Annotated in this window: 23 protein-coding genes; 15 read left to right on the top strand and 8 right to left on the bottom strand. The window is 67.6% G+C overall.

From position 1 onward, the window contains the following. Positions 1–106 precede the first annotated feature (106 nt). Positions 107–874, bottom strand: a complete 768-nt coding sequence (locus tag QTH97_RS17980) for a pseudouridine synthase (RefSeq protein WP_286569741.1) — start codon at positions 872–874, stop codon at positions 107–109. A 92-nt stretch (positions 875–966) separates the two neighbouring features. Here QTH97_RS17980 and QTH97_RS17975 point away from each other — a divergent pair, with 92 nt between their 5' ends. After that, positions 967–1,857 carry a DMT family transporter gene (locus QTH97_RS17975; RefSeq protein WP_286569739.1) on the top strand — a complete coding sequence of 297 codons (891 nt, stop codon included), beginning with the start codon at positions 967–969 and terminating at the stop codon, positions 1,855–1,857. Here the strand turns inward: QTH97_RS17975 and kdpE are convergent. Beyond that, positions 1,820–2,512 (bottom strand): two-component system response regulator KdpE, encoded by a 693-nt coding sequence (gene kdpE / locus QTH97_RS17970; protein WP_286569737.1) that lies wholly within the window; start codon positions 2,510–2,512, stop codon positions 1,820–1,822. The two genes, QTH97_RS17975 and kdpE, sit on opposite strands and share 38 nt — an antisense overlap. Positions 2,513–2,527: 15 nt before the next feature. Beyond that, positions 2,528–5,281: a DUF4118 domain-containing protein gene (locus tag QTH97_RS17965; protein ID WP_286569736.1), complete on the bottom strand. Its 2,754-nt coding sequence runs from the start codon at positions 5,279–5,281 to the stop codon at positions 2,528–2,530. Positions 5,282–5,661: 380 nt separating this feature from the next. Here QTH97_RS17965 and QTH97_RS17960 point away from each other — a divergent pair, with 380 nt between their 5' ends. The 3 genes from QTH97_RS17960 to QTH97_RS17950 all read left to right on the top strand — a co-directional run bounded on the left by QTH97_RS17960 (position 5,662) and on the right by QTH97_RS17950 (position 8,081). Beyond that, positions 5,662–5,925, top strand: a complete 264-nt coding sequence (locus QTH97_RS17960) for a hypothetical protein (protein ID WP_286569735.1) — start codon at positions 5,662–5,664, stop codon at positions 5,923–5,925. A 134-nt stretch (positions 5,926–6,059) separates the two neighbouring features. Further along, positions 6,060–7,025, top strand: coding sequence for a Bug family tripartite tricarboxylate transporter substrate binding protein (locus QTH97_RS17955; RefSeq protein WP_286569734.1), 966 nt, complete (start codon positions 6,060–6,062; stop codon positions 7,023–7,025). A gap of 57 nt (positions 7,026–7,082) precedes the next feature. Next, on the top strand, positions 7,083–8,081 hold the full coding sequence (locus QTH97_RS17950; protein WP_286569732.1) for an MBL fold metallo-hydrolase: 999 nt from the start codon (positions 7,083–7,085) through the stop codon (positions 8,079–8,081). Here QTH97_RS17950 and QTH97_RS17945 read toward each other — a convergent pair whose 3' ends face one another. After that, a complete protein-coding gene (locus QTH97_RS17945) occupies positions 8,082–8,843 on the bottom strand; it encodes an SDR family NAD(P)-dependent oxidoreductase (RefSeq protein ID WP_286569731.1) in 762 nt (253 codons plus the stop codon). 101 nt (positions 8,844–8,944) lie between these two features. On the opposite strand from QTH97_RS17945, the gene QTH97_RS17940 reads away from it, so the two are divergent. Further along, entirely contained in the window at positions 8,945–9,562 is a 618-nt protein-coding gene (locus QTH97_RS17940; protein WP_286569730.1) for an SOS response-associated peptidase, read from the top strand. A gap of 3 nt (positions 9,563–9,565) precedes the next feature. Here QTH97_RS17940 and QTH97_RS17935 read toward each other — a convergent pair whose 3' ends face one another. After that, positions 9,566–10,306, bottom strand: coding sequence for a Crp/Fnr family transcriptional regulator (locus QTH97_RS17935; RefSeq protein WP_286569728.1), 741 nt, complete (start codon positions 10,304–10,306; stop codon positions 9,566–9,568). 85 nt (positions 10,307–10,391) lie between these two features. Between QTH97_RS17935 and QTH97_RS17930 the strand changes: the two genes are divergently transcribed. The 9 genes from QTH97_RS17930 to QTH97_RS17890 all read left to right on the top strand — a co-directional run bounded on the left by QTH97_RS17930 (position 10,392) and on the right by QTH97_RS17890 (position 21,282). Further along, entirely contained in the window at positions 10,392–12,353 is a 1,962-nt protein-coding gene (locus QTH97_RS17930; RefSeq protein WP_286569727.1) for an AMP-dependent synthetase/ligase, read from the top strand. Between the two features lie 85 nt (positions 12,354–12,438). Then, positions 12,439–13,221 carry an ABC transporter ATP-binding protein gene (locus tag QTH97_RS17925; RefSeq protein ID WP_286569726.1) on the top strand — a complete coding sequence of 261 codons (783 nt, stop codon included), beginning with the start codon at positions 12,439–12,441 and terminating at the stop codon, positions 13,219–13,221. A gap of 139 nt (positions 13,222–13,360) precedes the next feature. Further along, positions 13,361–14,290: a branched-chain amino acid ABC transporter permease gene (locus QTH97_RS17920; protein ID WP_286569725.1), complete on the top strand. Its 930-nt coding sequence runs from the start codon at positions 13,361–13,363 to the stop codon at positions 14,288–14,290. A 129-nt stretch (positions 14,291–14,419) separates the two neighbouring features. Next, complete coding sequence (locus QTH97_RS17915) at positions 14,420–15,484, top strand: branched-chain amino acid ABC transporter permease (protein WP_286569724.1); 1,065 nt, start codon at positions 14,420–14,422, stop codon at positions 15,482–15,484. A 184-nt stretch (positions 15,485–15,668) separates the two neighbouring features. Continuing rightward, positions 15,669–16,997 (top strand): ABC transporter substrate-binding protein, encoded by a 1,329-nt coding sequence (locus tag QTH97_RS17910; protein ID WP_286569723.1) that lies wholly within the window; start codon positions 15,669–15,671, stop codon positions 16,995–16,997. Positions 16,998–17,136: 139 nt separating this feature from the next. Further along, positions 17,137–17,949, top strand: coding sequence for an ABC transporter ATP-binding protein (locus QTH97_RS17905; protein ID WP_286569722.1), 813 nt, complete (start codon positions 17,137–17,139; stop codon positions 17,947–17,949). Beyond that, positions 17,946–19,196: a phenylacetate--CoA ligase family protein gene (locus tag QTH97_RS17900; protein WP_286569721.1), complete on the top strand. Its 1,251-nt coding sequence runs from the start codon at positions 17,946–17,948 to the stop codon at positions 19,194–19,196. Before QTH97_RS17905 ends, QTH97_RS17900 begins: the two co-directional genes overlap by 4 nt. Before the next feature lie 37 nt (positions 19,197–19,233). Continuing rightward, on the top strand, positions 19,234–20,568 hold the full coding sequence (locus tag QTH97_RS17895; RefSeq protein WP_286569720.1) for a cytosine deaminase: 1,335 nt from the start codon (positions 19,234–19,236) through the stop codon (positions 20,566–20,568). A gap of 111 nt (positions 20,569–20,679) precedes the next feature. Next, positions 20,680–21,282 (top strand): hypothetical protein, encoded by a 603-nt coding sequence (locus QTH97_RS17890; protein ID WP_286569719.1) that lies wholly within the window; start codon positions 20,680–20,682, stop codon positions 21,280–21,282. A gap of 10 nt (positions 21,283–21,292) precedes the next feature. On the opposite strand, the gene QTH97_RS17885 is transcribed toward QTH97_RS17890, so the two are convergent. Both QTH97_RS17885 and QTH97_RS17880 read right to left on the bottom strand, forming a co-directional pair. Next, positions 21,293–21,925, bottom strand: a complete 633-nt coding sequence (locus QTH97_RS17885; protein WP_286569718.1) for a class I SAM-dependent methyltransferase — start codon at positions 21,923–21,925, stop codon at positions 21,293–21,295. 19 nt (positions 21,926–21,944) lie between these two features. Then, entirely contained in the window at positions 21,945–22,385 is a 441-nt protein-coding gene (locus QTH97_RS17880) for a CBS domain-containing protein (RefSeq protein ID WP_286569717.1), read from the bottom strand. A gap of 24 nt (positions 22,386–22,409) precedes the next feature. Between QTH97_RS17880 and QTH97_RS37005 the strand changes: the two genes are divergently transcribed. Next, the gene (locus QTH97_RS37005; RefSeq protein WP_353655642.1) at positions 22,410–22,637 is read left to right on the top strand and encodes an acetamidase/formamidase family protein; all 228 of its coding nucleotides are present in this window, start codon (positions 22,410–22,412) and stop codon (positions 22,635–22,637) included. Here the strand turns inward: QTH97_RS37005 and QTH97_RS17870 are convergent. After that, the gene (locus QTH97_RS17870; RefSeq protein WP_286569716.1) at positions 22,610–23,359 is read right to left on the bottom strand and encodes an SIR2 family NAD-dependent protein deacylase; all 750 of its coding nucleotides are present in this window, start codon (positions 23,357–23,359) and stop codon (positions 22,610–22,612) included. The two genes, QTH97_RS37005 and QTH97_RS17870, sit on opposite strands and share 28 nt — an antisense overlap. Positions 23,360–23,400: the final 41 nt, after the last annotated feature.

Here is a 23,400-nt window from a genome sequence, read left to right as displayed (position 1 = left end):
TCAGGGGGGTTACGCGAGCAGCGCAGGGCAGCCGCGAAGCGGCCGGTGACGTCGGCCGGCACAGGGCACACCGCCCGACAACGACGCCCGGCCCCGCGCAAGCCAACTAGAACCGCTCGTGCGCCCCCAGATAACGCCACTGCCCCACAGGCAAATTCCCCAACACCACATTCCCGACCCGAATGCGCTTCAGCCCCACGACCTTGAGCCCCACCAGCTCGCACATCCGCCGGATCTGCCGCTTCTTGCCCTCGGTCAGCACAAAGCGCAACTGCTCCGGGTTCTGCCACTCGACCCGCGCCGGCTTGAGCGCCTGACCATCCAGGCTCAACCCGTGCCGCAGCTTGGCAAGCTCTTCGCGGGGAAAGGCGGCTTGCGAGTTCTGCGCAACAGGCCCATACGACACGCGCACCAGGTATTCCTTCTCGATGTTCGAGTCTTCGCCGATCAACTGGCGCGCAACCCGCCCATCCTGCGTGAAGACCAGCAGCCCCACCGAATCGATGTCCAGCCGGCCGGCCGGCGCCAGACCGCGCAGCTGCGGCGGCGAAAAGCGATTGCGGCTCGGGTCTTCTCGCCAATGCGTGCGCGGATTGATCAGCACCACCGCCGGCTCATGCCCGTCCTCGGCCTGCCCGCTCACATAGCCCATCGGCTTGTGCAACAGGATCGTCACCTGTTGCTGCTGCTGGTTCTGCGCCTTCTTGTCGACCTCGATGCGATCGGCCGGCGTCACCTTCACACCCATCTCGGCCACCTGGCCGTTGACCTTGACCCAGCCCTGCGCGATCCAGTCGTCCGCTTCGCGACGCGAGCACAGGCCCAGTTCGGCCATGCGTTTGTTGAGACGGGAGGTGGCGGGCGTATCGGGCATGGGATCGCAGACGGGTTCGGGTGGCGAACGATTCTCCGCGATTCACGGAGGCGGCAGTGTTCCAATCGTCCCGCGACGTCCATGCATCCACCATGAAACTGCTTGCTCTCACCGCGCTCGCCATGCTCGCCTTTGCCGGCAACTCGCTCCTGTGTCGGCTGGCCCTGCTGCACACCGGCATCGATGCGGCGACCTTCACTTCCGTGCGGCTGGCCTCGGGTGCCCTCGTGCTCTGGCTCATTGCGGTGCAGCGCAGCGGGCAGGGCATCAAGATCCTCGGAGGCGGCTGGCCCTCTGCCGCGGCCTTGTTCGTCTATGCGGAGACCTTCTCCTTCGCCTACATCAGCCTGCCGGCCGGCACCGGCGCGCTGCTGCTCTTCGCGGCAGTGCAGATCAGCATGATCGGCTGGGGCCTCTACCGGGGCGAACGGCTGTCGCGCTGGCAGGTCGCCGGCTTCACGCTGGCGGTCGGCGGACTGGTCTTCCTGCTGTTGCCCGGCCTGTCGGCGCCGCCACTGCACGGCGCCCTGCTGATGGCTGCGTCCGGCGTGGCGTGGGCCGTCTACTCATTGCGCGCCAAGGGCGCCGGCGACCCCACCCGCGCCACGGCCGGCAACTTCGTGCGTGCCGCGCCGCTGGCGCTGGCCGTCAGCGCGGCCATGCTGCCGTCCATGCAATGGGATCTCGCCGGCATCGCCTACGGACTGGCTTCGGGCATCCTGAGTTCCGGCATCGGCTACGTGATCTGGTACGCCGCGCTGCGCGAACTGAAGGTGACCAGCGCGGCGACCGTTCAGCTCAGCGTGCCGGTGATCGCGGCCTTCGGCGGCGTGCTGGTTCTCGACGAATCCGTCAGCCTGCGGTTGGTGGTTGCATCGGTCGCGGTGCTCGGCGGGGTAGCCGTCGTGCTGCTCGCGCGCGGACGGCCGTCGCGCCGGGACACACTCACGGCACCAGCCGATACCCCACCGCCGTCTCGGTGAGCAGGTGCCGGGGCTGCGCGGGATCGGCTTCGAGCTTCTGGCGCAGGTGGCCCATGTAGATGCGTAGGTAGTGGCTTTGCTCGCCATGCGAAGGGCCCCACACCTCGCGCAGCAACTGGCGCTGCGTGATGACCCGCCCGGCATTGGCGATCAGCACCGACAGCAGCCGGTACTCGGTCGGCGTGAGATGCACCTCGGCGCCCGCGCGGCGCACCAGCCGTGCCGTGCGGTCGACCTCGACCTCGCCGAAGCGGAACACCGGCTCGGGCTCTTCGCCGCCGCCGGCCGTGCGCGGACGGCGCAGGTTGGCGCGCACCCGGGCCAGCAACTCGCCAGTGCCGAAGGGCTTGGTGAGGTAGTCATCCGCGCCGGCATCCAGGGCCGCGATCTTGTCGGCCTCGTCGGTGCGGGCCGAGAGCACGATGATCGGCACCGCCGACCAGCCGCGCACGTCGCGAATCAGCGAAACGCCGTCCCCATCCGGCAGCCCCAGATCGAGCACCAGCAAATCGGGTTGCCGCGTGCCGGCCGCCGCGAGGCCGTCGCGCAACGTGCCGGCCTCGTGCACCTGCCAGCCTTCTGACTCCAGCGCGCCACGCACGAAGCGGCGGATCTGCGGCTCGTCCTCGATGACGATGGCGGTGGGGCTGGGCATGGCTTGGTTTGGCTCTCAGATGGAAATGTCGCTCGACTCTGCCGGCTCGGGTGGCGCACGGCGCGGCAGCGTGACGGTGAATTCTGCCCCCCCGCCTGCCGCGTTGGCAGCCGTGATCGCGCCGCCGTGCGCGCTGACCACCGCCTTGCAGATCGCCAGCCCCAGACCGACGCCGGGCGTGGCCGACTCTGCCTGCCCACGCGTGAACTTGTCGAACAGCGTCTGCTCGCGACCACGGAGCGATGGCGGCAGGCCCGGACCGTGGTCGCGCACGCTCAGCACCAGCGCGCGGTCGGTGACATGCGCGCCGACGGCGATGGGCGGCGCGCCGTACTTGCCGGCGTTTTCCAGCAGGTTGACCAGCACGCGCTCAATCAGCACCGCATCGAACTCGACCAGCGGCAATTCCGCGGGCAACGCGGTCTGTACCGCCATGTCGCCCAGCGCCGGCCGCGCGGCGCGAATGGCAGAGCCCACCACTTCCTCGACCGACTGCCAGTCACGCCGCAGGTTGACGGCTCCGCCAGCGATGCCGCTTTCCAGCCGCGCCATGTCCAGCAGGTTGCTCACCAGCGCGTGAAGCTGGTGCGCCTGCGCGACGATGGCGCGCGCCGCGGCACGCTGGTCGTCGGTGCCATCGGGCAAGGTCTGCAGCGATTCGGCCAACGCGATCAGCGCAGTCAACGGCGTGCGGACGTCGTGCGAGATGGCCCCGAGCAGCGCGTTGCGCAACCGCTCCGATTCCATCTCGACCACGGCCTGCTGCGCGACCTCGACGTAGTGCACGCGCTCCAGCGCGATCGCGATCTGCCGGGCCAGTGTGTCGAGCTGCTGCGCCTGCTCCGGGATCAAGAGCCAGCGCGGCTGGGCGGGTTCGAGCGCGAGCACGCCGCGCACGCGCATCGGGGCCTTCAGGGGTGTGTAGTGCCAGGGTTGCGCCGCGAGCGTGGCCGTCGCGAGGCCGGCCGGCTGGCCCTGCCGGAAGGTCCAGTCGGCCACGCTGGCGTCGAAGCCCGGCGGGGGCTCTGCCGGCATCACGAGGCGGTCATTGGCATCGGTCACCAGCACCTGCGCACGGCCGCCGAAATGCCCCTGGACCGCAGCAGCACCGAGTGCGGCGACCTGGGCGCTTTCGAGCGCGGCGGACAACTCGCGCGTCAGTTCGAACAGCGACTGCGCCCTGCGTTCCCGGCTCGACGACACCCCCGCCGCGAAACGCAGCCCCGCCGTCAACTGGCCGACCAGCAGGCCGACGCCGAGCATCACGCCGAAGGTCACGAGGTACTGCACGTCGCTGACCGCGAACGACAACCGCGGCGAGACGAAAAAGTAATCGAAGGCCGCCACGTTGAGCATCGCGGCGAAGGCGGCCGGACCGCGTCCGAAGCGCATCGCCACGCCCACCACCCCGAGCAGGAACAGCATGACGATATTGGCCAGTTCCAGCACGCCGACCAGCGGCGTCGCCAGCAGCGTGATCGCGACGCTGGTGGCCGCCGCCCAGGCATAGCCGGGCCAGCGCGCACGCGGGCGGTCGGCGTCTTCGACCGCCGGATCTCCCCGCCGCCCGCCCGGACGAGCGTGCGCGAGGCGGCGCGAACTGTCGGCACGGGCGACCTCGACGATGTCCACGCCTGGCGCATGGCCTGCGAGTTCGCGCGCCAGCGGGGGCGAAGGCCACCAGCACGCCCAACCCTGCGCCGGCTCGGCACGGCCCACGACCAGCGTCGCGCAATTGAGGCGCTGCGCCTGGGCCGCGAGTTCCTCCGCGATGTCGGTCCCCGTGAGCACCGCCGTCTCGGCGCCGAGTTCCTCGGCCAACTGGAGCACGGCGAGGATGCGGTCGCGCTGCGCCGCATCGAGGCGCTGCAGCCGCGGCGTCTCGACATAGGCCGCGTGCCAGCGCACGTTGAGCTGTCCCGCAAGCCGGGCCGCCGTGCGCACGGTCTGCCCCGCGCCTTCGTGCGGGCCGACGCAGGCCAGGATCGCGCCCGAGGTGTTCCATGCCGGCGGGCCGCCATCGCCCTGCGGCCCCGACTGCTCCACGCGCCAGCCGCGCACGTCGTCTTCCACGTGCTCGGCCGTGCGGCGCAGCGCGATCTCGCGCAACGCGATGAGGTTGCCCTTGCGGAAGAAGTTCTGCGCCGCGCGCTCGGCCTGCTGCGGCAGGTAGACCTTGCCGGCCGACAGCCGGGCCGTGAGTTCGTCGGGCGTGACGTCGACCAGCACCACCTCGTCGGCTTCGTCGAGCACGGTGTCGGGCACGGTCTCGTGCACGCGGACGCCGGTGATCGCGCCGACCGTTCCGTTCAGGCTTTCCAGATGCTGGACGTTGAGCGCCGACCAGACCTCGATGCCCGCCGCGAGCAGTTCCTGCACGTCCTGCCAGCGCTTGGCGTGGCGTGAGCCAGGCGCGTTCGAATGCGCCAGTTCGTCGACGAGCAGCACGGCCGGCTTGCGTGCGAGCGCGGCATCGAGATCGAATTCGGCGAGCTGGCGGCCGCGGTAGGCCACCTCGCGCAAGGGCAGCGCGTCGAGGCCTGTGAGCAATGCCGCGGTCTCGCTGCGGCCGTGCGTCTCGACCACGCCGATCAGCACGTCGCGCCCCGCGGCATGTTCGCGCTGCGCGGCGCTCAGCATCGCCCAGGTCTTGCCGACACCTGCGCTGGCACCGAAGTAGATGCGCAGCTTGCCGCGCTGCGCGCGATGCTCCTCCGCGCGCAGCTCGGCCAGAAGCGCGTCGGGGTCGGGTCGGGCGTCGTCGTTCATTGGCGGCGCCGCAGGTTATCTCATCGATCGCCGATCAAGGAGAAGGTTGCGCATCGAGCGCAAGGGCTCATCACGGTCTTGATGCCCATGCGGCGCAGGGCGGCAATCCACACGATGTCCATCTGTCACTCCTGCATGCGAGACAAGGCATCCAGTTTCGGCAGCCGTGCGTAAAAAGGGGGAAGAGAGTCGGGCAGAGGCTGTAAAGAAAGCGTAAATGCCAGCCCGTTGCCCGCCCGGCGCCCTCTGGAAGGTGTGCGTATTCCACACATGCCCGCGCTTTTGCAATGACGGCCCCGGCGCCGTGAATTCGTTGCTATCCGGCCGGCCGCGCGATGCGTACAACCCTTGCATCCGAAGTGACGAAAGGGATCACCGCCATGGACACCGAAGCAATCGCACTGGTCGTCGACGAACCGATCGCCGGCCACTTCTACTGGGTGCTGCAGAAGCAGGACGGCTGCGACTGCCGCCCGATCGACGCCGCCGCCGGGCCGATGCCGACCTACGGCGCGGCCATGATGGCCGGCATCGCGGCGCTGCAGCGTCGCGCCGACGACCGCGGCGCGAATGCCGGCAGCACCCCCATCGTCACGGCATACGTCGACCCCGCCGAGGACCTGGGTCCGCCCACCATCCACTGAGCGCCGCTCTCGCGGGACTCGCCGTTCGATACGGCGGCCATCTCGAATTGCGAGCACCCGCGCTGTCTCGGTCGGGCACACTGCCGGCGCATAGCGCCGCACCTCGGCGGCGCCTCGACACAACGAGACATCCCATGATCCGAAAGCTCATCACCTCCGTCGCCCTGGGGCTGGCATTTGCCGCCGCCGCACAGGCCCAGCCCTACCCGACCAAGCCGATCCGCATGGTCGTGCCCTTCCCGCCCGGAGGCGGGACCGACATCCTCTCGCGCCTGGTCGCGAACAAGCTCACCGAAACCAGCAAGTGGACCGTGGTGCCCGACAACCGCGCCGGCGCGGGCGGCACCATCGGCATCGCCGAGGCCGTGCGCTCCGCTCCCACCGGCTACGACATGGTGATGGGCCAGAAGGACAACATGGTCGTCGCGCCCTGGCTCTACAAGAACCTCAGCTACGACCCCACCAAGGACCTGACCGCCGTGGCGCACGTGGCCTATACGCCGGTGGTGATCGTCACCCGCACCGAATCGAAGTTCAAGACGCTCGCCGACGTCGTCAACGCCGCGCGCGCGGCGCCCGATTCGATCACCTACGGCTCGCCCGGCAACGGCACGACCATCCACCTGGCCGGCGAGATCTTCAAGACCGCTGCCAACATCAAGATGCGACATGTGCCCTACAAGGGCTCCAACGCCGCGATGATGGACGTGCTGGCCGGCAACGTGGACCTGATGGTGTCCTCGCTGCCCTCGGCCATGGGCCAGATCAAGTCGGGCAAGCTGCGCCCGCTGGCCGTGACCTCGCTGCGCCGCAGCAGCTCGCTGCCCGATGTTCCCAGCGTGGCCGAGCTGGGCTACAAGGACTTCGACGTCAGCACCTGGTATGGCCTCTTCATGCCCGCGGGCACGCCCAAGGAGATCGTCATGACGGTGAACGCCGAGGTCAACAAGCTGCTCGCGACGCCCGAGATGAAGGCCGCGATCATCGCGCAGGGCGCGGAGCCGCAGAGCATGACGCCGGAGCAGTTCGGCACGCTGCTGAAGACCGACTACCAGAAGTGGCGCGGCATCGTGCACGACTCGGGTGCAACGATCGAGTAGACGTCGCAGAATCGCGGTCTCGAACCATCAAGCCGGGCACCGGCGAGGAGATCGCTCTTGACGAACAGATCCAGCATCCGGCCCCTGGTCGGCACATGTGTCCTTGCCGCGATCCTCTCGGGTTGCGCCCAGCCGGCTTCTCAGTCCACCGTTTCAGCGCACGTTGCTGCAGCCACGCAGGCCGCGGGCACGGACCTCCAGCCCTTGCTGGTGCTCTGCAAGCCGGCACCCGCCACCAGGCCGCCCCAAGCCGAGGCGGACCGGGGCATCGCGGCCCTCATCAACAAGCCGCCGCCCCCGCCCGGCAAGGCCTTCGACAATCTCTACTACGTCGGCGCCGATTGGGTCAGCGCCTGGGCCATCAAGACTTCGGACGGCATCATCCTTATCGACGCCCTCAACAACGAGGCCGAGGCCACGGCGCTGATCGATGGCGGCATGCGCAAGCTCGGGCTCGACCCGGCGCAGATCAAGTACGTGATCGTCACGCACGGGCACGGCGACCACTATGGCGGCGCCAGATACCTCGTGCAGAAGTACCGGCCACGCATCGTGATGAGCGAAGTCGACTGGAAGATGACCGAAACCCAGCTTGAGTTCACGACCCCGCTCTGGGGCGCCCCGCCTCAGCGCGACCTGGCCGTCAAGGACGGCGATCGCATCACGCTGGGCGACACCACCGTCACGGTCTACCTCACGCCGGGCCACACGATGGGAACGATCACGCCGGTGTTCGACGTGAAATCGGGCGGCCGGAGCTACCGCACCCTGCTCTGGGGCGGCACGGCCTTCAACTTCGGCAAGGACATCCCGCGGCTCGACAGCTACATCCAGGCCACCGAGCGCATGAGCACGGTGGCGAAGGAGCAGAAAGTCGATGTGCTGCTGTCGAACCATTCGGGTTACGACAACGCGCTGCCGCGGCTCGAGGCGCTGCGCCAGCAGCCCGGGCTGCAGCCGAATCCCTTCGTCATCGGCAATGACGCGGTGCTTCGCGGCCTGACCGTCATGAACGAATGCGCGCGCGCCACGCGCGACCGCTTCACGATGCAATAGTCAGGCGGGATCGCGCACGTCTGCAACGGGATTGCTGCCGAAATCCACGCGGTCCAGGTATTTGAGGATCTTCGCGGCGGCGGAGGCCGGCGAATCGAGCAGGCCTTCGGCCTTCAGCTTCTGGAAGCGCACGTAGTCCGGGAACATGCCAGGCTCGCTTTCGCGCAGTTGCACCTGCATGTCGGTGTCCACCACGCCGGGCGCGAGCGACACGATGCGGGCGCCGCCCACGCCCTTCTCCTCGAGCGCGACGGCGCGCGAGAAATGGTCCATGCCCGCCTTGGCGGCGCAGTAGGGCGCCTGGCTGCCCATGGCGTTGCGGCCCAGGCCCGACGAGATGTTGAGCACCTTGCGGTCGGCGCGCCAGCCCTTGGTCGCGCCGAGGAAGGCGGAGGTCAGCAGCATGGGCGCTTCCAGCCCCACGCGCAGCGCCTGCGCCAGTTCAGTGGCCACGGCTTCCGACAAGGGCCGCGGGCGCCCGACGGTGCCGGCGTTGTTGACGAGCGTTGCGCTGTCGAAGCGCTGCGCGTCCAGTCCCTGCAGCCAGGCCGCAAGGCGCGCGGCCGCCGCGACCGGGTCGGCCAGGTCCTGCTGCCACTGCTCCAGCTCGACGCCGGCCTCGCGGGCAAGCGCGGCGAGCCGCTCGTCGCTCTGGCGCGAAATACACAGCAGACGCCGGCCGGGCTGCAACAACTGCTCGGCCATCGCGCGGCCCAGGCCGCGCGATGCGCCGGTGATGACGGTAAGGTGAGATGAAGTCATGGGCGATTTCGTGAGAAAGGTCTTGCGGGCGACGGTGCCGCGCCGACCCGATGGTATCGGCGTGTTGACTAGAATCGTCCGCCCTTCTTACATTCCCGGCCATGCCCACCCACTACCAAGCAGCGAGCGAGCCAAGACATTTCGCGCAGCGCTTCGGTATTGCCTGCGATCCCGACGGCGCGATCGTCCGGCCGGGACAGCAGGGTGTTTTCGTGCGACGCCCCCGGGCGGATGGCGTCGGCCAGCAGATTCCGCCGGAGCGATTCCAGATCGCCCCCGGGCGCTGGGGCCTGATCCCGCTTTTCTCGAAGGACGGCCAGGACCAGGACACGCACGAGGCCCGCGGCGAGACCGCCTCCGCCGAGCGCAATTTCTACCAACCCTGGAAGCGCGGCCACCGTTGCGTGATCCTGGCGGACTGCCTGTTCCAGCCCGGCGACACCGAGGATTCGGTGGTGCGCGTATCGCGAGCCGATGGCGAGCCCCTCGCCTTGGCCGGCCTGTGGAACGGCTGGCGTTCGCCCGCCGGCGAGTGCGTCGAGAGCTTCGCCCTGCTGACCCTGGCTGCGACCGAGCAACCCGAACGCCGCCGCACCGTCATCCTGCGCGATGCATGGATCGACGACTGGCTGCACTGCCCGGTCGAGGAAACGGCCGCCTACCTCCGGCCCTATGCCGACGACAAGCTGGTGCGCGAGACCCTGCCTGTCGACGCGTAGTTCCTAGGCCGCACCCTTCCCCGCCATTCCGTTCGCGCGCAGCGCTTCGAGGTCGGTCACACGCAGCCCGCCGTATTCGACGCGGATCGCGCCCTGTGCCTGCAAGGTACGCAAGGCTTCGTTGACACGCTGGCGCGACAGCCCGATGAGATAGGCCAGCTCCTGCTGCGTGATGCGCAGCAACTCGCCCACGCCGGGAAACAGCACCGGATTGAACAGCGCCGCCAGGTTGCGCGCGACCCGTGCGTCCGGGTTGTTCAACCGGTCCGCCTCGCGCGCGGCGATGAACTGGGCCAGCCGCTCGTTGAGCTGGTTCATCACGAAGCGGTTGAAGCCGATCGAGTGGTCGAGCAGCCAGTGGAAGTCATCCACGGGCAGCCCCGCCACCACGCTGCGCCGCAATGCCTGGATGTTGTAGCGGTAAGGCTCGCGCTTGAGCGCCGTGCCCTCGCCGAACCAGCCGCCGGGCGGCAGGCCGCTGTAGGTCATCGAGGTGCCGTCGGCGTTGTCGTTGCTCATCTTGAGCAGCCCTTCGACGACGCCGAACCAGTAGGTGGGCGGGCGGCCGATGCGGCAGACCAGGTCGCCGGGCTCGGCGTCGCCGACCACCACCGCCACTTCGGCGCGACGGCGCTCGACGGGCGCCAGCGTGCGCAGCCAGGGGATGTTGTCGAGTTCGTCGGCGGTGGCCGGACGCACGCGGTCGCGGATCGATGAGGTGCCGCTGTCACTGCCGATCGGCATCGGGAAACTCCGGGGAGTAGTGTCCCTAGGATTGTCGTCGTAACGACAAGTTGGCGTCAAAGTTGGTTCTACAGTCCGCCCCATCGTGCAGACCACAGCCAACACCTTTCCTCGCCTGTTGCTGGAGCATTCGAAGCAGCAACCTGACGCGCCGGCCGTGCGCGAAAAGGACCTCGGCATCTGGCAGACCTGGAACTGGGCGGCGGTCGCGCGCGAGGTGCGCGAGTTCGCCTGCGGGCTGGCAAGCCTGGGCTTCAAGGCAGGCGACAACCTCGCGATCGTCGGCGCCAATCGCCCTCATCTCTATATGGCGGTGGTCGCCGCGCAAAGCATGCGCGGCGTGCCCGTGCCGCTGTACCAGGACGCGGTGGCCGGCGAGATGGTGTTCATGCTGGAGGACGCCTCGGTCGAGTTCGTGATCGCCGAAGACCAGGAGCAGGTGGACAAGCTGCTCGAATGCCGCGAAACGCGGCCCTCGATCCGCCACATCATCTACGACGACCCGCGCGGGCTGCGCCACTACGACCAGCCGGGCCTCATGGGCTACGAGAAGCTGTGCGAACTCGGCCGCGCCTGGGACGCCGCGCATCCGGGCGCCTTCGACCAGAGCGTGGCCGCCGGCGAACCCGGCGACGTGGCCGTGATCCTCTACACCTCCGGCACCACGGGCCGTCCCAAGGGCGTGTGCCAGACGCATGCGAGCTTCATCGCAGCGGGCCGGGGCGGCGTGGAGACCGACAAACTCGGGCCCGGCGACAACATCATGAGCTACCTGCCCATGGCCTGGGTCGGCGACCATCTCTTCTCGGTCGCGCAATGGCTGGTCGGCGGCTTCACGCTCAACTGCCCGGAATCGGCAGAGACGGTGATGAACGACATGCGCGAGATCGGGCCAAGCTACTACTTCGGCCCGCCGCGCACTTTCGAGGGATTGCTGACCGCGGTGTCGATCCGCATGGAAGACGCCGCCGCGCCCAAGCGCTGGCTGTATGCCAGGTTCATGGCGCTGGCGCGGCGCGTGGGCGCGGACATCCTCAATGGCGCATCGGTCGGCTTGGGCGACCGGCTGATGTACGCGCTAGGCAACCTCGTGATCTACGGACCGCTGCGCAACGTGCTCGGCATGAGCCGCATCCGCGTGGCCTACACGGCGGGCGCGGCGATCGGGCCCGATCTCTTCCGCTTCTATCGATCCATCGGCGTCAACCTCAAGCAGTTCTATGGACAGACCGAGACCTGCGCCTACGTGTGCCTGCAGCAGGACGGCAAGGTCAAGCTGCAGACCGTGGGCAGCGCGGCACCCGGTATCGAACTCAAGATCGCGCCCGATGGCGAGGTGCTCGTGCGTGGCGTGTCAGTGCTCAAGGAGTACTACAAGCGGCCCGATGCCACGGCCGAGGTGCTCGATTCCGACGGCTACTTCCACACGGGCGACGCAGGCGTGCTCGATGCCGAAGGCCATCTGCGCATCATCGATCGCGCCAAGGACGTGGGTCGCATGGCCGCGCCGGGCGGCGCTGCGGCGGGTGCGATGTTCGCGCCCAACTACATCGAGAACAAGCTGAAGTTCTTTCCGCAGATCAAGGAGGCCGTGTGCTTCGGCCATGAGCGCGACCAGGTCTGCGCCTTCATCAACATCGACTACGAGGCCGTGGGCAACTGGGCCGAGCGACGCGGCCTGGCCTATGGCGGCTACGTCGACCTCGCAGGCAAGCCCGACGTGCTGGCACTGGTGGCGGATTGCATTGCCAAGGTGAATGCCGACCTCGCCGCCGAAGAAGGCATGGCCGACACCCAGATCGCGCGCTTCATGGTGCTGCACAAGGAACTCGACCCGGACGACGACGAACTCACCCGCACGCGCAAGGTACGTCGCGGCTTCATCGCCGGCAAGTACGCGGTGCTGGTGGATGCGCTCTACGGCGGCAAGTCGGAGCAATACATCGAGACGCAAGTCAAGTTCGAGGATGGGCGTACCGGTGTGGTGAGCGCCACGCTCAACATCGTCGAGGCCAAGTGCTTCGCCCCGATGAAGGCGGCAGCATGACGAGCGCAGCGCCGGGCCGTCCCAGGCAAGCCCGCGCCCCCTCGGGGAGCAGCGAGAACACGAAGTGCCGAGCGTGGGGGCCGAAATGAACCGAAAGATCGGCGAGGTCATCCTCGACGTGCAGAACATCAGCCTGAGCTTCGGCGGCGTCAAGGCGCTGACGGACATCAGCTTCAACGTACGCGAGCACGAAGTGCGCGCGATCATCGGCCCCAACGGCGCGGGCAAGAGCTCCATGCTCAACTGCATCAACGGCGTCTACCAGCCGCAGCAGGGCTCCATCACCTTTCGCGGCCAGCACTTCAAGCACATGAACTCGCGCCAGGTGGCCGAGATGGGCGTGGCGCGCACCTTCCAGAACCTGGCGCTGTTCAAGGGCATGAGCGTGCTCGACAACATCATGACGGGCCGCAATCTCAAGATGAAGAGCGGCCTGCTGGCGCAGGCGCTGCGCTGGGGCCCGGCCGAACGCGAGGAGCTGGCGCAGCGCGAGTTCGTCGAACGCATCATCGACTTCCTCGAGATCCAGCTTCATCGCAAGACGCCGGTGGGGCGGCTGCCCTACGGCCTGCAGAAGCGCGTCGACCTCGGCCGCGCACTTGCGATGGAGCCGCAGGTGCTGCTGCTCGACGAGCCCATGGCCGGCATGAACGTGGAGGAGAAGCAGGACATGAGCCGCTTCATCCTGGACGTGAACGACGAATTCGGCACGACCATCGTGCTGATCGAGCACGACATGGGAGTGGTCATGGACATCTCGGATCGCGTGGTGGTGCTCGACTACGGCAAGAAGATCGGCGACGGGACGCCGGATGAGGTGCGCGGCAATCCCGACGTGGTCCGCGCGTACCTGGGCGTGGAGCATTGAGCATGACAAGACCATTCGCCGATCCAACTGCTTCGAGCGGCCGACGCGGAACCGGCTTCGCCGGCCCGCTGGCGGCGCCCCCTCGCAGGGGAGAGGCGGCTACGCGCAGCGAGCAAGCAACGGGGGTGGGAACGTAATCATGGGCTTTTTCCTCGAAACGCTTTTCGGCGGCCTCATGGTCGGCATGCTCTATTCGCTGATCGCGATCGGCTTCGTCCTCATCTACAAGGCCTCGGGCGTCTTCAACTTCGCGCAGGGGGCGATGGTGCTGTTCGCTGCGCTGGCGATGGCGCGCTTCGCCGAATGGATTCCGCGGTGGCTCGGCTTCGAGAGCCTGGTGCTCGCCAACGTGCTGGCCTTCGTTGCCGCGATGGTCGTGATGATCGCGGTGGCCTGGCTCATCGAGCGGCTGGTGCTGAGCAAGCTGGTCAACCAGGAAGGCATCACCTTGCTGATGGCCACGCTCGGCATCGCCTACTTCCTCGACGGACTGGGCCAGACGCTCTTCGGCAACGATATCTACAAGATCGACGTCGGCATGCCCAAGGAGCCTCTGATGGTGCTGGAGAACACCTTCCAGGGCGGGCTGCTGCTGAGCCGCGAGGACCTGATCGCCGCGCTGGTCGCCGCCGCGCTGGTGGTGGTGCTGGCGCTGTTCTTCCAGAAGACATCCACCGGCCGCGCGCTGCGGGCGGTGGCCGACGACCACCAGGCCGCGCAATCGATCGGCATTCCGCTCAACCGCATCTGGGTCATCGTCTGGTCGGTCGCCGGCTTCGCTGCGCTGGTGGCGGGGATCATCTGGGGATCGAAGCTGGGCGTGCAGTTCTCGCTGTCGCTGGTGGCGCTGAAGGCGCTGCCGGTGGTGATCCTTGGTGGGCTCACGTCGATACCGGGCGCCATCATCGGCGGCCTGCTCATCGGCGTCGGCGAGAAGCTGTCGGAGATCTACCTCGGCCCGATGCTGGGCGGGGGGATCGAGATCTGGTTCGCCTACGTGCTGGCGCTCGTTTTCCTTCTCGTCAGGCCGCAGGGCTTGTTCGGCGAAAAAATCATCGACAGAGTATGAAGCTCACTCCCAGGCTTGCCCACTTCGTGTGGCCGCCCACCCCCTTGCAGGGGGCAATACCAGCAGACCGGCGGAGCCGGTTCCGCGGTATTCCTGGAATGGCCGTCACGGCGCACCGGAGGCACTGAGATGTTTTATCGCGAGAACGGCCAGTTCAAGTCGAGCTACCGCGCCGACCAGCAGATCTTCCCGATCCTGCAAGACCGCGTGCTGATGCTCGCGCTGCTGGTCTTCGCCTTCGCCGTGGTGCCACTGACCGCGCCGGAGTACTGGTTCCGGGCGATCCTGATTCCCTTCCTCATTCTCGCGCTCGCTGCGCTGGGACTGAACATCCTGGTGGGCTACTGCGGACAGATCTCGCTCGGCACCGGCGCCTTCATGGCCGTGGGTGCGTACGCGGCCTACAACTTCCATGTGCGCATCGAGGGCATGCCGCTGATCCTGTCGCTGCTGCTCGGCGGGCTGTGCTCGACAGCCGTCGGCGTGCTCTTCGGCATCCCGAGCCTGCGCATCAAGGGGCTGTACCTCGCGGTGGCAACGCTGGCCGCGCAGTTCTTCGTCGACTGGGCTTTCCTGCGAATCAACTGGCTCACCAACAATTCGTCGTCCGGCTCCGTGACCGCCTCGGGGCTCAACCTTTTCGGGTTTCCGGTAGAGACCGCCGTGCAGAAATACCTGCTGTGCCTCACGCTGCTGGTGGTCTTCGCGGTGCTCGCCAAGAACCTGGTGCGCAGCGCGATCGGCCGCGAATGGATGGCGATGCGCGACATGGACGTGGCCGCCGCGGTGATCGGCATTCGTCCGGTCTACGCCAAGCTCTCGGCCTTCGCGGTGAGTTCGTTCATCGTCGGCGTGGCAGGCGCCTTGTGGGGCTTCGTGCACCTGGGCACGTGGGAGCCGGCGGCATTCAACATCGACCGCTCGTTCCAGTTGCTCTTCATGGTGATCATCGGCGGACTCGGCTCGATCATGGGCAGCTTCTTCGGCGCGGCCTTCATCGTGCTGCTGCCGATCCTGCTCAACCAGTTGCCGGGCTGGTTCGGCATCTCGATCTCGACGGCGCTGGCGTCGCACCTCGAATTCATGATCTTCGGCGCGCTCATCGTGTTCTTCCTGATCGTGGAGCCGCATGGCCTCGCAAGACTCTGGTCGACGGCAAAGGAAAAGCTCCGCCTCTGGCCCTTCCCCCACTAGATATGCACATCCCCAGGCCCGCGCACTTCGTGTCGCTCTCCACCCCCTTGCAGGGGGCAGCACCTGCGGCCCGGCAAGGCCGGTTCCGTGGTGCTGCTGGCAGCGCGCTTCGACGGATCTGGCTGCTCGACCTTGCCCCACATTCCAACCTGCACGATCGCGTGCCCAATTGAAGGAGACTGGCATGAAACTGAAATCGCTCGCTGTGACCGCCGCCCTGGCGGCCAGCACCCTCGGCGCGATGATCGCGCCATCGCTCGCGCAGGCGCAGGCCAAGGAGCAGTTCTTTCCGCTGCTGGTCTACCGCACCGGCCCCTATGCACCCAATGGCACGCCCTGGGCCAACGGCAAGCAGGACTACATCAAGCTCATCAATGCGACCGGCGGCATCAACGGCGTGAAGATCAGCTTCGAGGAATGCGAAACCGGCTATGCCACCGACAAGGGCGTCGAATGCTACGAGCGCCTCAAGGGCAAGGGCGCGACGCTGATCGACCCGCAGGCGACCGGCATCACCTTCGCACTGACCGACAAGGCGCCCGTCGACAAGATCCCGCTGATCACGCTGGGCTACGGCCTGTCGGCCTCGCAGGACGGCAACGTGTTCAAGTGGAACTTCCCGTTGATGGGCAGCTACTGGACCGCGGCCGACATCCTGATCCAGCACATTGCCAAGAAGGAAGGCGGCGCCGACAAGCTCAAGGGCAAGAAGATCGCGCTGGTCTATCACGACTCGCCTTTCGGCAAGGAACCGATCCCGCTGCTGCAGGAGCGCGCCAAGATGAACGGCTTCGAGCTGTCGCTGATTCCGGTCGCGGCGCCCGGCATCGAGCAGAAGTCCGCCTGGCTGCAGGTGCGCCAGTCGCGGCCCGACTACGTGCTGCTCTGGGGCTGGGGCGTGATGAATTCGACCGCGCTCAAGGAAGCCGTCGCCACCGGCTACCCGCGCGAGAAGATGTATGGCGTGTGGTGGGCCGGCGCCGAACCGGACGTGAAGGACGTCGGCGCCAATGCCAAGGGCTACAACGCGCTCGCGCTCAACACCTCGGGCACGGAACCCAAGGTGATGCAGGACATCCTGAAGAACGTGCACGACAAGGGCCAGGGCACGGGGCCGAAGGAAGAGGTCGGCTCGGTGCTCTACACCCGCGGCGTGATCATCCAGATGCTCGGCATCGAGGCCGTCCGACGCGCGCAGGAGCGCTTCGGCAAGGGCAAGGTCATGACCGGCGAGCAGGTGCGCTGGGGCCTGGAGAACCTTGCGCTCGACCAGAAGAAGCTGGATGCGCTGGGCTTCGCCGGCGTGATGCGCCCGATCAGCACCTCGTGCCAGGACCACATGGGCTCGACCTGGGCGCGCATCGAGACCTGGGACGGCAGCAAGTGGAACGTCGCGCCCGAGTGGTACCAGGCTGACGAGCAGATCATCAAGCCGATGGTGAAGGTCGCGGGCGAGAAGTACGCGGGCGAAAAGAAACTCACCCGCCGCGACGTGGCCGACTGTAGTAGCTGAGTACACCCCCAGGCTGCGCGCACTTCGTGTCGCTTTCGCCTACCCCCTTTGCAGGGGGCAACACCTGCGGACCGGCGAAGCCGGGTCCGCGGTGTTTCCCGAGAAGAGGGGAGCGTAGCGATCGCTTGAAAGAGCTTCAATGAGCGAAACCAACATTCTTCTCAACGTCAACGGCATCGAGGTCATCTACAACCACGTGATCCTCGTGCTGAAGGGCGTATCGCTCGTGGTGCCGGAGGGCGGCATCGTGGCGCTGCTCGGCGGCAATGGCGCGGGCAAGACGACCACGCTGCGCGCGGTCTCGAACCTGCTCGCCGGAGAGCGCGGCGCGGTGACCAAGGGCACGATCGAGCTGCGCGGGGAGCGCATCGAGGCGCTGTCGCCGGCCGAGCTGGTCAAGCGCGGCCTGATCCAGGTGATGGAGGGGCGCCACTGCTTCGCGCACCTGACGATCGAGGACAACCTGATGACCGGCGCCTACACGCGCACCGACGGCAAGGCGGCGGTCGCGCAGACGCTGGAGAAGGTCTACACCTACTTCCCGCGCCTCAAGACACGGCGGACCTCGCAGGCCGCCTATACCTCGGGCGGCGAGCAGCAGATGTGCGCGATCGGCCGCGCCCTGATGGCGAACCCGAACATGGTGCTGCTCGACGAACCCTCGATGGGCCTCGCGCCGCAGATCGTGGAAGAGGTGTTCGGCATCGTGAAGGACCTGAACGAGAAGGAGCGCGTGACCTTCCTGCTCGCCGAGCAGAACACCAACATGGCGCTGCGCTTCGCCGACTACGGCTACATCCTGGAGAACGGCCGCATCGTGATGGACGGCGAGGCGAAGAGCCTGCGCGAGAACGAGGACGTGAAGGAGTTCTACCTCGGCGTGGGTGGCGCAGACCGAAAGAGCTTCAGGGACGTCAAGAGCTACAAGCGAAGAAAACGGTGGCTGGCATGACGAAGGACTACTACGACGAGCTCGAGATTCGAGAGCCGGCCGAGCGCGAACGGGACCTGCTGGCCGCGCTGCCTCGGCAGATCATGCAGGCGCAGACCGCCGCATCGGCCTTCGCGAAGATCCTCGACGGCGTCAAGCCGAACGACATCACGAGCCGCGAGGCGCTGGCGAAGCTGCCGGTCACGCGCAAGTCGGAACTGCTCGCTCTGCAGCAGCAGCGCCGCGCGAGCGATCCGTTCGGCGGCTTCTCGGCGATACGTTTCGGGCCACGGATGACGCGCGTCTTCGCGAGCCCCGGCACCATCTACGAGCCCGAGGGCGAGGCTCGGGACTATTGGCGCACCGCCCGTGCGCTGTACGCGGCGGGCTTTCGCAGCGGGGAGCTGGTGCACAACTGCTTCAGCTATCACATGACGCCGGCTGGCTCCATCATGGAAAGCGGCGCGCGTGCGCTGGGCTGCACCGTCTTCGCGGGCGGCACGGGGCAGACCGAGCAGCAGGTGGACGCCATTGCCGACCTGCGGCCCGCGGGCTATGCGGGCACGCCGAGCTTCCTGAAGATCATCATCGAGAAGGCGGCGGAGAGGAAGGTGCCCCTGCCCTCGCTCACCAAGGCACTGGTGTCGGGCGAAGCCTTTCCGCCGAGCCTGCGCGACTGGATCGCCGAGCGTGGCGTGACCGGCGTGCAGTGCTACGCCACGGCCGACCTGGGCCTGATCGCCTATGAGACGAGCGCGCGCGAAGGGCTGGTGCTGGACGAGGGTGTGATCGTGGAGATCGTGCGGCCCGGCACCGGCGACCCCGTGCCGGCAGGCGAGGTCGGCGAGATCGTCGTGACCACGCTGAATCCCGACTATCCGCTGGTCCGCTTCGGCACGGGCGATCTCTCGGCCCTGCTGCCGGGGGACTGCCCCACCGGCCGAACCAATGCCCGCATCAAGGGCTGGCTCGGCCGCGCGGACCAGACGACCAAGGTGCGCGGCATGTTCGTGCACCCGGGCCAGATCGCGGAAATCGCGCGCCGCTTTCCGGAAGTGCAGCGGGCGCGGCTGGTGGTCGAAGGCGAGATGGCCGACGACCGCATGACGCTGCGTCTCGAATGCCCCACGGCGGCCGAGGGCCTGGCCGATCGCATCGGCGAGGCGATCCGCGATGTCACCAAGCTGCGAGGCACGGTGGAGCTGGTCGCACCGGGAAGCCTGCCCAACGACGGCAAGGTGATCGAGGACGCACGCAGCTACAAGTAGCGGGCCGGGCGCGGAAACTGCTTTCGGTCCTTCCGCAATGACCCACTCCTTCTTCCAGCCGCCCGCCACATCCCGCTTCGCCCTGCGCAACCTGCGCGCTCCCCGGTGCCTCGTTCCCGCCGGGCTACCCGGCAACGCCGACGACGGGCTCGCCGCCATCGATCTCCTGGTGGACGACGGCCGTATCGCCGCCATCGACGCCGCAGGCGCCATGCCCGCCGAACTCGGCCCCGATCTCGACGCGTCGATGGTGCTGCCGGGCATGGTCGATTGCCACACGCACCTCGACAAGGGGCACATCTGGCCGCGCCAGCCCAACCTCACCGGCGACGGCGCGGGCGCCTCCTTGGCGACGATGCGCGACCGCACCACGCGCTGGAATGCCGAGGACGTGCGCCGGCGCATGGAGTTCGGCCTGTGCACCGCCCATGCCAAGGGCGTGGTCGCGATCAGCACGCATCTCGATTCGCTGGCGCCGCAGGCATCGATCTCGTTTCCCGTGTTCCGCGAGATGCGCGAACGCTGGGCCGGGCGCATCGACCTGCAGGTGTCTTCCATCGCGCCCCTCGACATCTTCCTGACGGACGAAGGCCGCCAACTCGCCGACATCGTGGCCGAGAGCGGCGGCAAGCTCGGCTGCGTGACGCGCTCGGCCCGCTTCCCGGCGGAGACCATGCCGCCGGACATGGACGAAGCGCTGGTCCGCGTGTTCAAGCTCGCGGCCGAGCGCGGCCTGAACCTCGACCTGCACGTGGACGAATCGACCGACCCGAACGCACGCGCGCTCATCCGCGTTGCGCGCACGGCGGTGTCGCAGGATTTCGACGGACGCATCCTCTGCGGCCACGTGACCTCCCTCGCCTTGCAGACCGACGAGTTCATCGAGGAGACGATCGCCGCCTGCAGGGACGCGGGCATCGACATCGTGAGCCTGCCCACCGTCAACATGTATCTGCAGGACCGCAGCCAGGAGGCCCGCACGCCCCGCTGGCGCGGCGTGACGGTGCTGCACGAGATGAAGGCGCGCGGCCTGCGCGTCGCGGTGGCGGGCGACAACTGCCGCGACCCCTTCTACGCCTACGGCGACCACGACATGCTCGACACCTTCACGCAGGCCGTGAAGATCCTGCACCTGGACCACCCGCTCGGCGACTGGATCCGCGCGGCCACGGAGACGCCGGCCGCGATCATGGGCATCGATCGCGGCGTGCTGAAGGCCGGGGCGCCTGCAGACCTGATCGTGCTCAAGGCGCGCAACTATTCGGAGATGCTCGCGCGCACGCAGTTCGATCGCACGGTGCTGCGCGCCGGCCGTGCGATCGACACCACCCTGCCCGACTACCGGCTTCTTGACGATCTCATGACCGCCTGAGCGCCGGACCGCCGCAGATTTCCTGCGTTTTTGTGCGGTCTTCGTGGTGTACGGGAATTGCCTCGTGTCGCCCGGGGCGTCGCGTCAGGATGCACGTGGCATTCTCGAACGATGACTTTCGAGAGACTTCGCATCACGGGACGCGACGGCGAGCGCTACGAGCTCGGCGCCCCGATGCACGTGCATGACGGCAGCGTCCACCTGGGCGCGGTCGACCCGGTCAGGCTCAGCCGCGACGGGACGGAGGTGCACATCGAGCGCTTCCTGCCCTCCAGGTTCGTCAAGGAACAAAGGCGGAATTTCGGCCCCCTGGTCCTGCTCGAAGTCACTTCCTACCTTGCCGAACAGTTCCACGGCATCCAGACCATCAGCTACTCGCTCAGCCGGGAAATCGAAATGCACGGCGACGGCATGAAGGTCGCATCGGCACGTTCGGCGCTGCTGCAGGACATCGGCGCCGAAGGCGTCACCATCACGCCGCGGCCCGATCACGAGACGCCGGGCAACTTCGTGGTGGAGGGCGTCTGGGCCTATAACGAGCGGAATCTCGCAGCGCTCGGCCATTGCCTGGCGAGGGAACGCGAGATCTATCGGCAGTGGGAAGCCGCGGCGGGCCCTGCGGCGGCCATCCCGGCCCTGCGGGATCGGCTGCGCCAACTGCTGGTGCGCGGGACCGGGGAAGCCGGCATGCGGGGTGGTGAAGAGAGCGATTGAGCGTGGCGGTCTAGTTCACCGGCTTGCGCCACACGCTCGCCAGCCACGGCTGCTGCTCGAAGGGCAACCCGGTCGGACGGTAGTAGTGAGCCAGCTCGGCGAACCCGGCTTCCGTCATGCTGTCGCGCCAGCTCGCCAGATCATGGAACGCGCCGTAGCGGTCGCCGCGCCAGCCTTCCTGCCCATCGCCGCGCGGATTGGAACTGAACAGCACGCCGCCCGGCTTCAGCGTCGCATGCAGCTCGCGCAGCACCCGAGGCAACTCCTGCGCGGGCACATGAAAGAGCGCCGCGTTGGCGAACACGCCGTCGAAGCGGCTGGGAGGCAGCTCCAGTGCGAGGAAGTTCTGCTGCAGCACCTCGCACCCGCTTTGCGCACGCGCCATCTCCGCCAGTTGCGGTGAACCTTCGAGTCCGGTTGCCACGTGCCCGAGTTGCGTGAACGTCAGCAGGTCGCGCCCGGGTCCGCAGCCGAAGTCCAGGATCGCGAAGGGCGGCGACGCGTCGATGAACTGCAGCAGCGCCGCGATGTTCTGGCTCACGTCGTGGTCGCGCGTGGCGAGCCAGAAGTCCTCCGCGCCCCGGTCGTAGTGGGCCAGGGTGACCGCCGCGATGCGCTGGAGATCCTCGGGCGTCAGTGGCATGAGGGTGGAGCGCTGCGGCTCAGCGATGCTCTCCCGAGATGTAGTGCTGCAGCTGTTCGATGATGAAGTTCTGCTCGGAGATGATGCCCTTCACGATGTCGCCGATCGAGATCAGCCCGATCAGCTTGCCGCCATCCATCACGGGCAGATGGCGCACCCGGTTCTCCGTCATCAGCGCCATGCATTCCTCGCTGGTCTGGTTGGGCCGCACGTAGATCACGGCCGCGGTCATCACATCGCGCAGCGGCGTGTCCTTGGACGAACGCGCCATCAGCACGACCTTGCGCGCGTAGTCGCGTTCGGTCACCACGCCGACGATGCGATCGCGCTCCATGACGAGCAGCGCGCCGACGTTCTTTTGTGCCATCAGCTTGACGGCATCGAAGACCGAGGCCGTGGGCTCGATGGAATAAACCGTCGAATCGCCTTTGGCCTTGAGAATTTCCGCCACGGATTTCATGGGTTGTTCCTCCAGGAAGGGCCGGTGCCTGCCATTCTGCGCGGCCCGCCCGAGCGCCACAAGCGGATGCAACGACGCGCGTGCCGACATTTACAGCACCTGCGCGGGAAGCTCCTGAGCCTGCGCTATGGCTACGAGCCGATCGATGCCTACATGCTGTGCAACGTCTGCGCGGACCTGCGCATCAGCTCCATCGTCGATGTGCCGAACTGGGTGGTCTCGTTCTACTTTCCGAGGGTGGTGCTGGAATAGCCCAGGCCCGCCACCAGGCGAGGCAGCAGGTCTTCCGAAGCGCCTCTCAGCACCGCGGACGCCGAGGCGTCCAGGTGCAGCGGCTCGATGTTGAGCGTGACGAGCCTGCCGCCTGTGGAAAGCGCCTGTAGCGGCAGGTCCGCGGCCGGGTAGACCACCGCGGTGCTGCCGACGACGATGAAGACGTCCGCTTCCTGCGCCGCCGTCTGGGCGTCCAGCAGCACGCCTTGATTCAGCATCTCGCCGAACATCACGACGTCCGGCCGTGCGCGCGAGCCGCAACGCGTGCACCGCTGAAAGAGCCACGGACCGCGACGGTTGCCGCAGTGATCGCAACGCCAGCGGCGCAGGGAGCCGTGCAGCTCCAGCACGTCCATGCCGCCGGCCAGCGTCAGGAGGCCGTCCACGTTTTGCGTGACGAGGCGCGTCGAAGGGCGCAGGCGCTGCAGTTGGGCCAGCGCAAGGTGGCCCGGGTTGGGCTTGGCCGCCTCGACGACGGCGAGGCGATGAGCCCAGAACCTCGAGAACCCGGCCGGATCACGCTCGAGGTCTTCGATGTGCGAGAACTGGACGGCGTTCTGGTTCATCCACAGGCCGTCGGCATCGCGGTAGGTCGGTATGCCGGAGGCCTTCGACAGGCCCGCGCCGGAAAAAACGACGATACGCCGTGCGGTGCGCAACAGCTCGATGGCGGCGTCGAGCGCCTTGTTGCTTTCAGTCATCGATCGGAGTTCGCGGGACGCTTTCGTACAGGAACCACGCA

Origin of the sequence: Variovorax gracilis (assembly GCF_030317115.1) — a bacterium.
Taxonomy (GTDB): domain Bacteria; phylum Pseudomonadota; class Gammaproteobacteria; order Burkholderiales; family Burkholderiaceae_C; genus Variovorax; species Variovorax gracilis.
This window is presented reverse-complemented; position numbering and strand designations above follow the sequence as displayed.

Excerpts from the sequence above, each read along its gene's own strand:
- QTH97_RS17980 (WP_286569741.1), bottom strand. The coding sequence starts at position 874 with ATGCCCGATACGCCCGCCACCTCCCGTCTCAACAAACGCATGGCCGAA.
- QTH97_RS17975 (WP_286569739.1), top strand. The coding sequence starts at position 967 with ATGAAACTGCTTGCTCTCACCGCGCTCGCCATGCTCGCCTTTGCCGGC.
- kdpE (WP_286569737.1), bottom strand. The coding sequence starts at position 2,512 with ATGCCCAGCCCCACCGCCATCGTCATCGAGGACGAGCCGCAGATCCGC.
- QTH97_RS17965 (WP_286569736.1), bottom strand. The coding sequence starts at position 5,281 with ATGAACGACGACGCCCGACCCGACCCCGACGCGCTTCTGGCCGAGCTG.
- QTH97_RS17960 (WP_286569735.1), top strand. The coding sequence starts at position 5,662 with ATGGACACCGAAGCAATCGCACTGGTCGTCGACGAACCGATCGCCGGC.
- QTH97_RS17955 (WP_286569734.1), top strand. The coding sequence starts at position 6,060 with ATGATCCGAAAGCTCATCACCTCCGTCGCCCTGGGGCTGGCATTTGCC.
- QTH97_RS17945 (WP_286569731.1), bottom strand. The coding sequence starts at position 8,843 with ATGACTTCATCTCACCTTACCGTCATCACCGGCGCATCGCGCGGCCTG.
- QTH97_RS17940 (WP_286569730.1), top strand. The coding sequence starts at position 8,945 with ATGCCCACCCACTACCAAGCAGCGAGCGAGCCAAGACATTTCGCGCAG.
- QTH97_RS17935 (WP_286569728.1), bottom strand. The coding sequence starts at position 10,306 with ATGCCGATCGGCAGTGACAGCGGCACCTCATCGATCCGCGACCGCGTG.
- QTH97_RS17925 (WP_286569726.1), top strand. The coding sequence starts at position 12,439 with ATGAACCGAAAGATCGGCGAGGTCATCCTCGACGTGCAGAACATCAGC.
- QTH97_RS17920 (WP_286569725.1), top strand. The coding sequence starts at position 13,361 with ATGGGCTTTTTCCTCGAAACGCTTTTCGGCGGCCTCATGGTCGGCATG.
- QTH97_RS17915 (WP_286569724.1), top strand. The coding sequence starts at position 14,420 with ATGTTTTATCGCGAGAACGGCCAGTTCAAGTCGAGCTACCGCGCCGAC.
- QTH97_RS17910 (WP_286569723.1), top strand. The coding sequence starts at position 15,669 with ATGAAACTGAAATCGCTCGCTGTGACCGCCGCCCTGGCGGCCAGCACC.
- QTH97_RS17905 (WP_286569722.1), top strand. The coding sequence starts at position 17,137 with ATGAGCGAAACCAACATTCTTCTCAACGTCAACGGCATCGAGGTCATC.
- QTH97_RS17900 (WP_286569721.1), top strand. The coding sequence starts at position 17,946 with ATGACGAAGGACTACTACGACGAGCTCGAGATTCGAGAGCCGGCCGAG.
- QTH97_RS17895 (WP_286569720.1), top strand. The coding sequence starts at position 19,234 with ATGACCCACTCCTTCTTCCAGCCGCCCGCCACATCCCGCTTCGCCCTG.
- QTH97_RS17890 (WP_286569719.1), top strand. The coding sequence starts at position 20,680 with ATGACTTTCGAGAGACTTCGCATCACGGGACGCGACGGCGAGCGCTAC.
- QTH97_RS17885 (WP_286569718.1), bottom strand. The coding sequence starts at position 21,925 with ATGCCACTGACGCCCGAGGATCTCCAGCGCATCGCGGCGGTCACCCTG.
- QTH97_RS17880 (WP_286569717.1), bottom strand. The coding sequence starts at position 22,385 with ATGAAATCCGTGGCGGAAATTCTCAAGGCCAAAGGCGATTCGACGGTT.
- QTH97_RS17870 (WP_286569716.1), bottom strand. The coding sequence starts at position 23,359 with ATGACTGAAAGCAACAAGGCGCTCGACGCCGCCATCGAGCTGTTGCGC.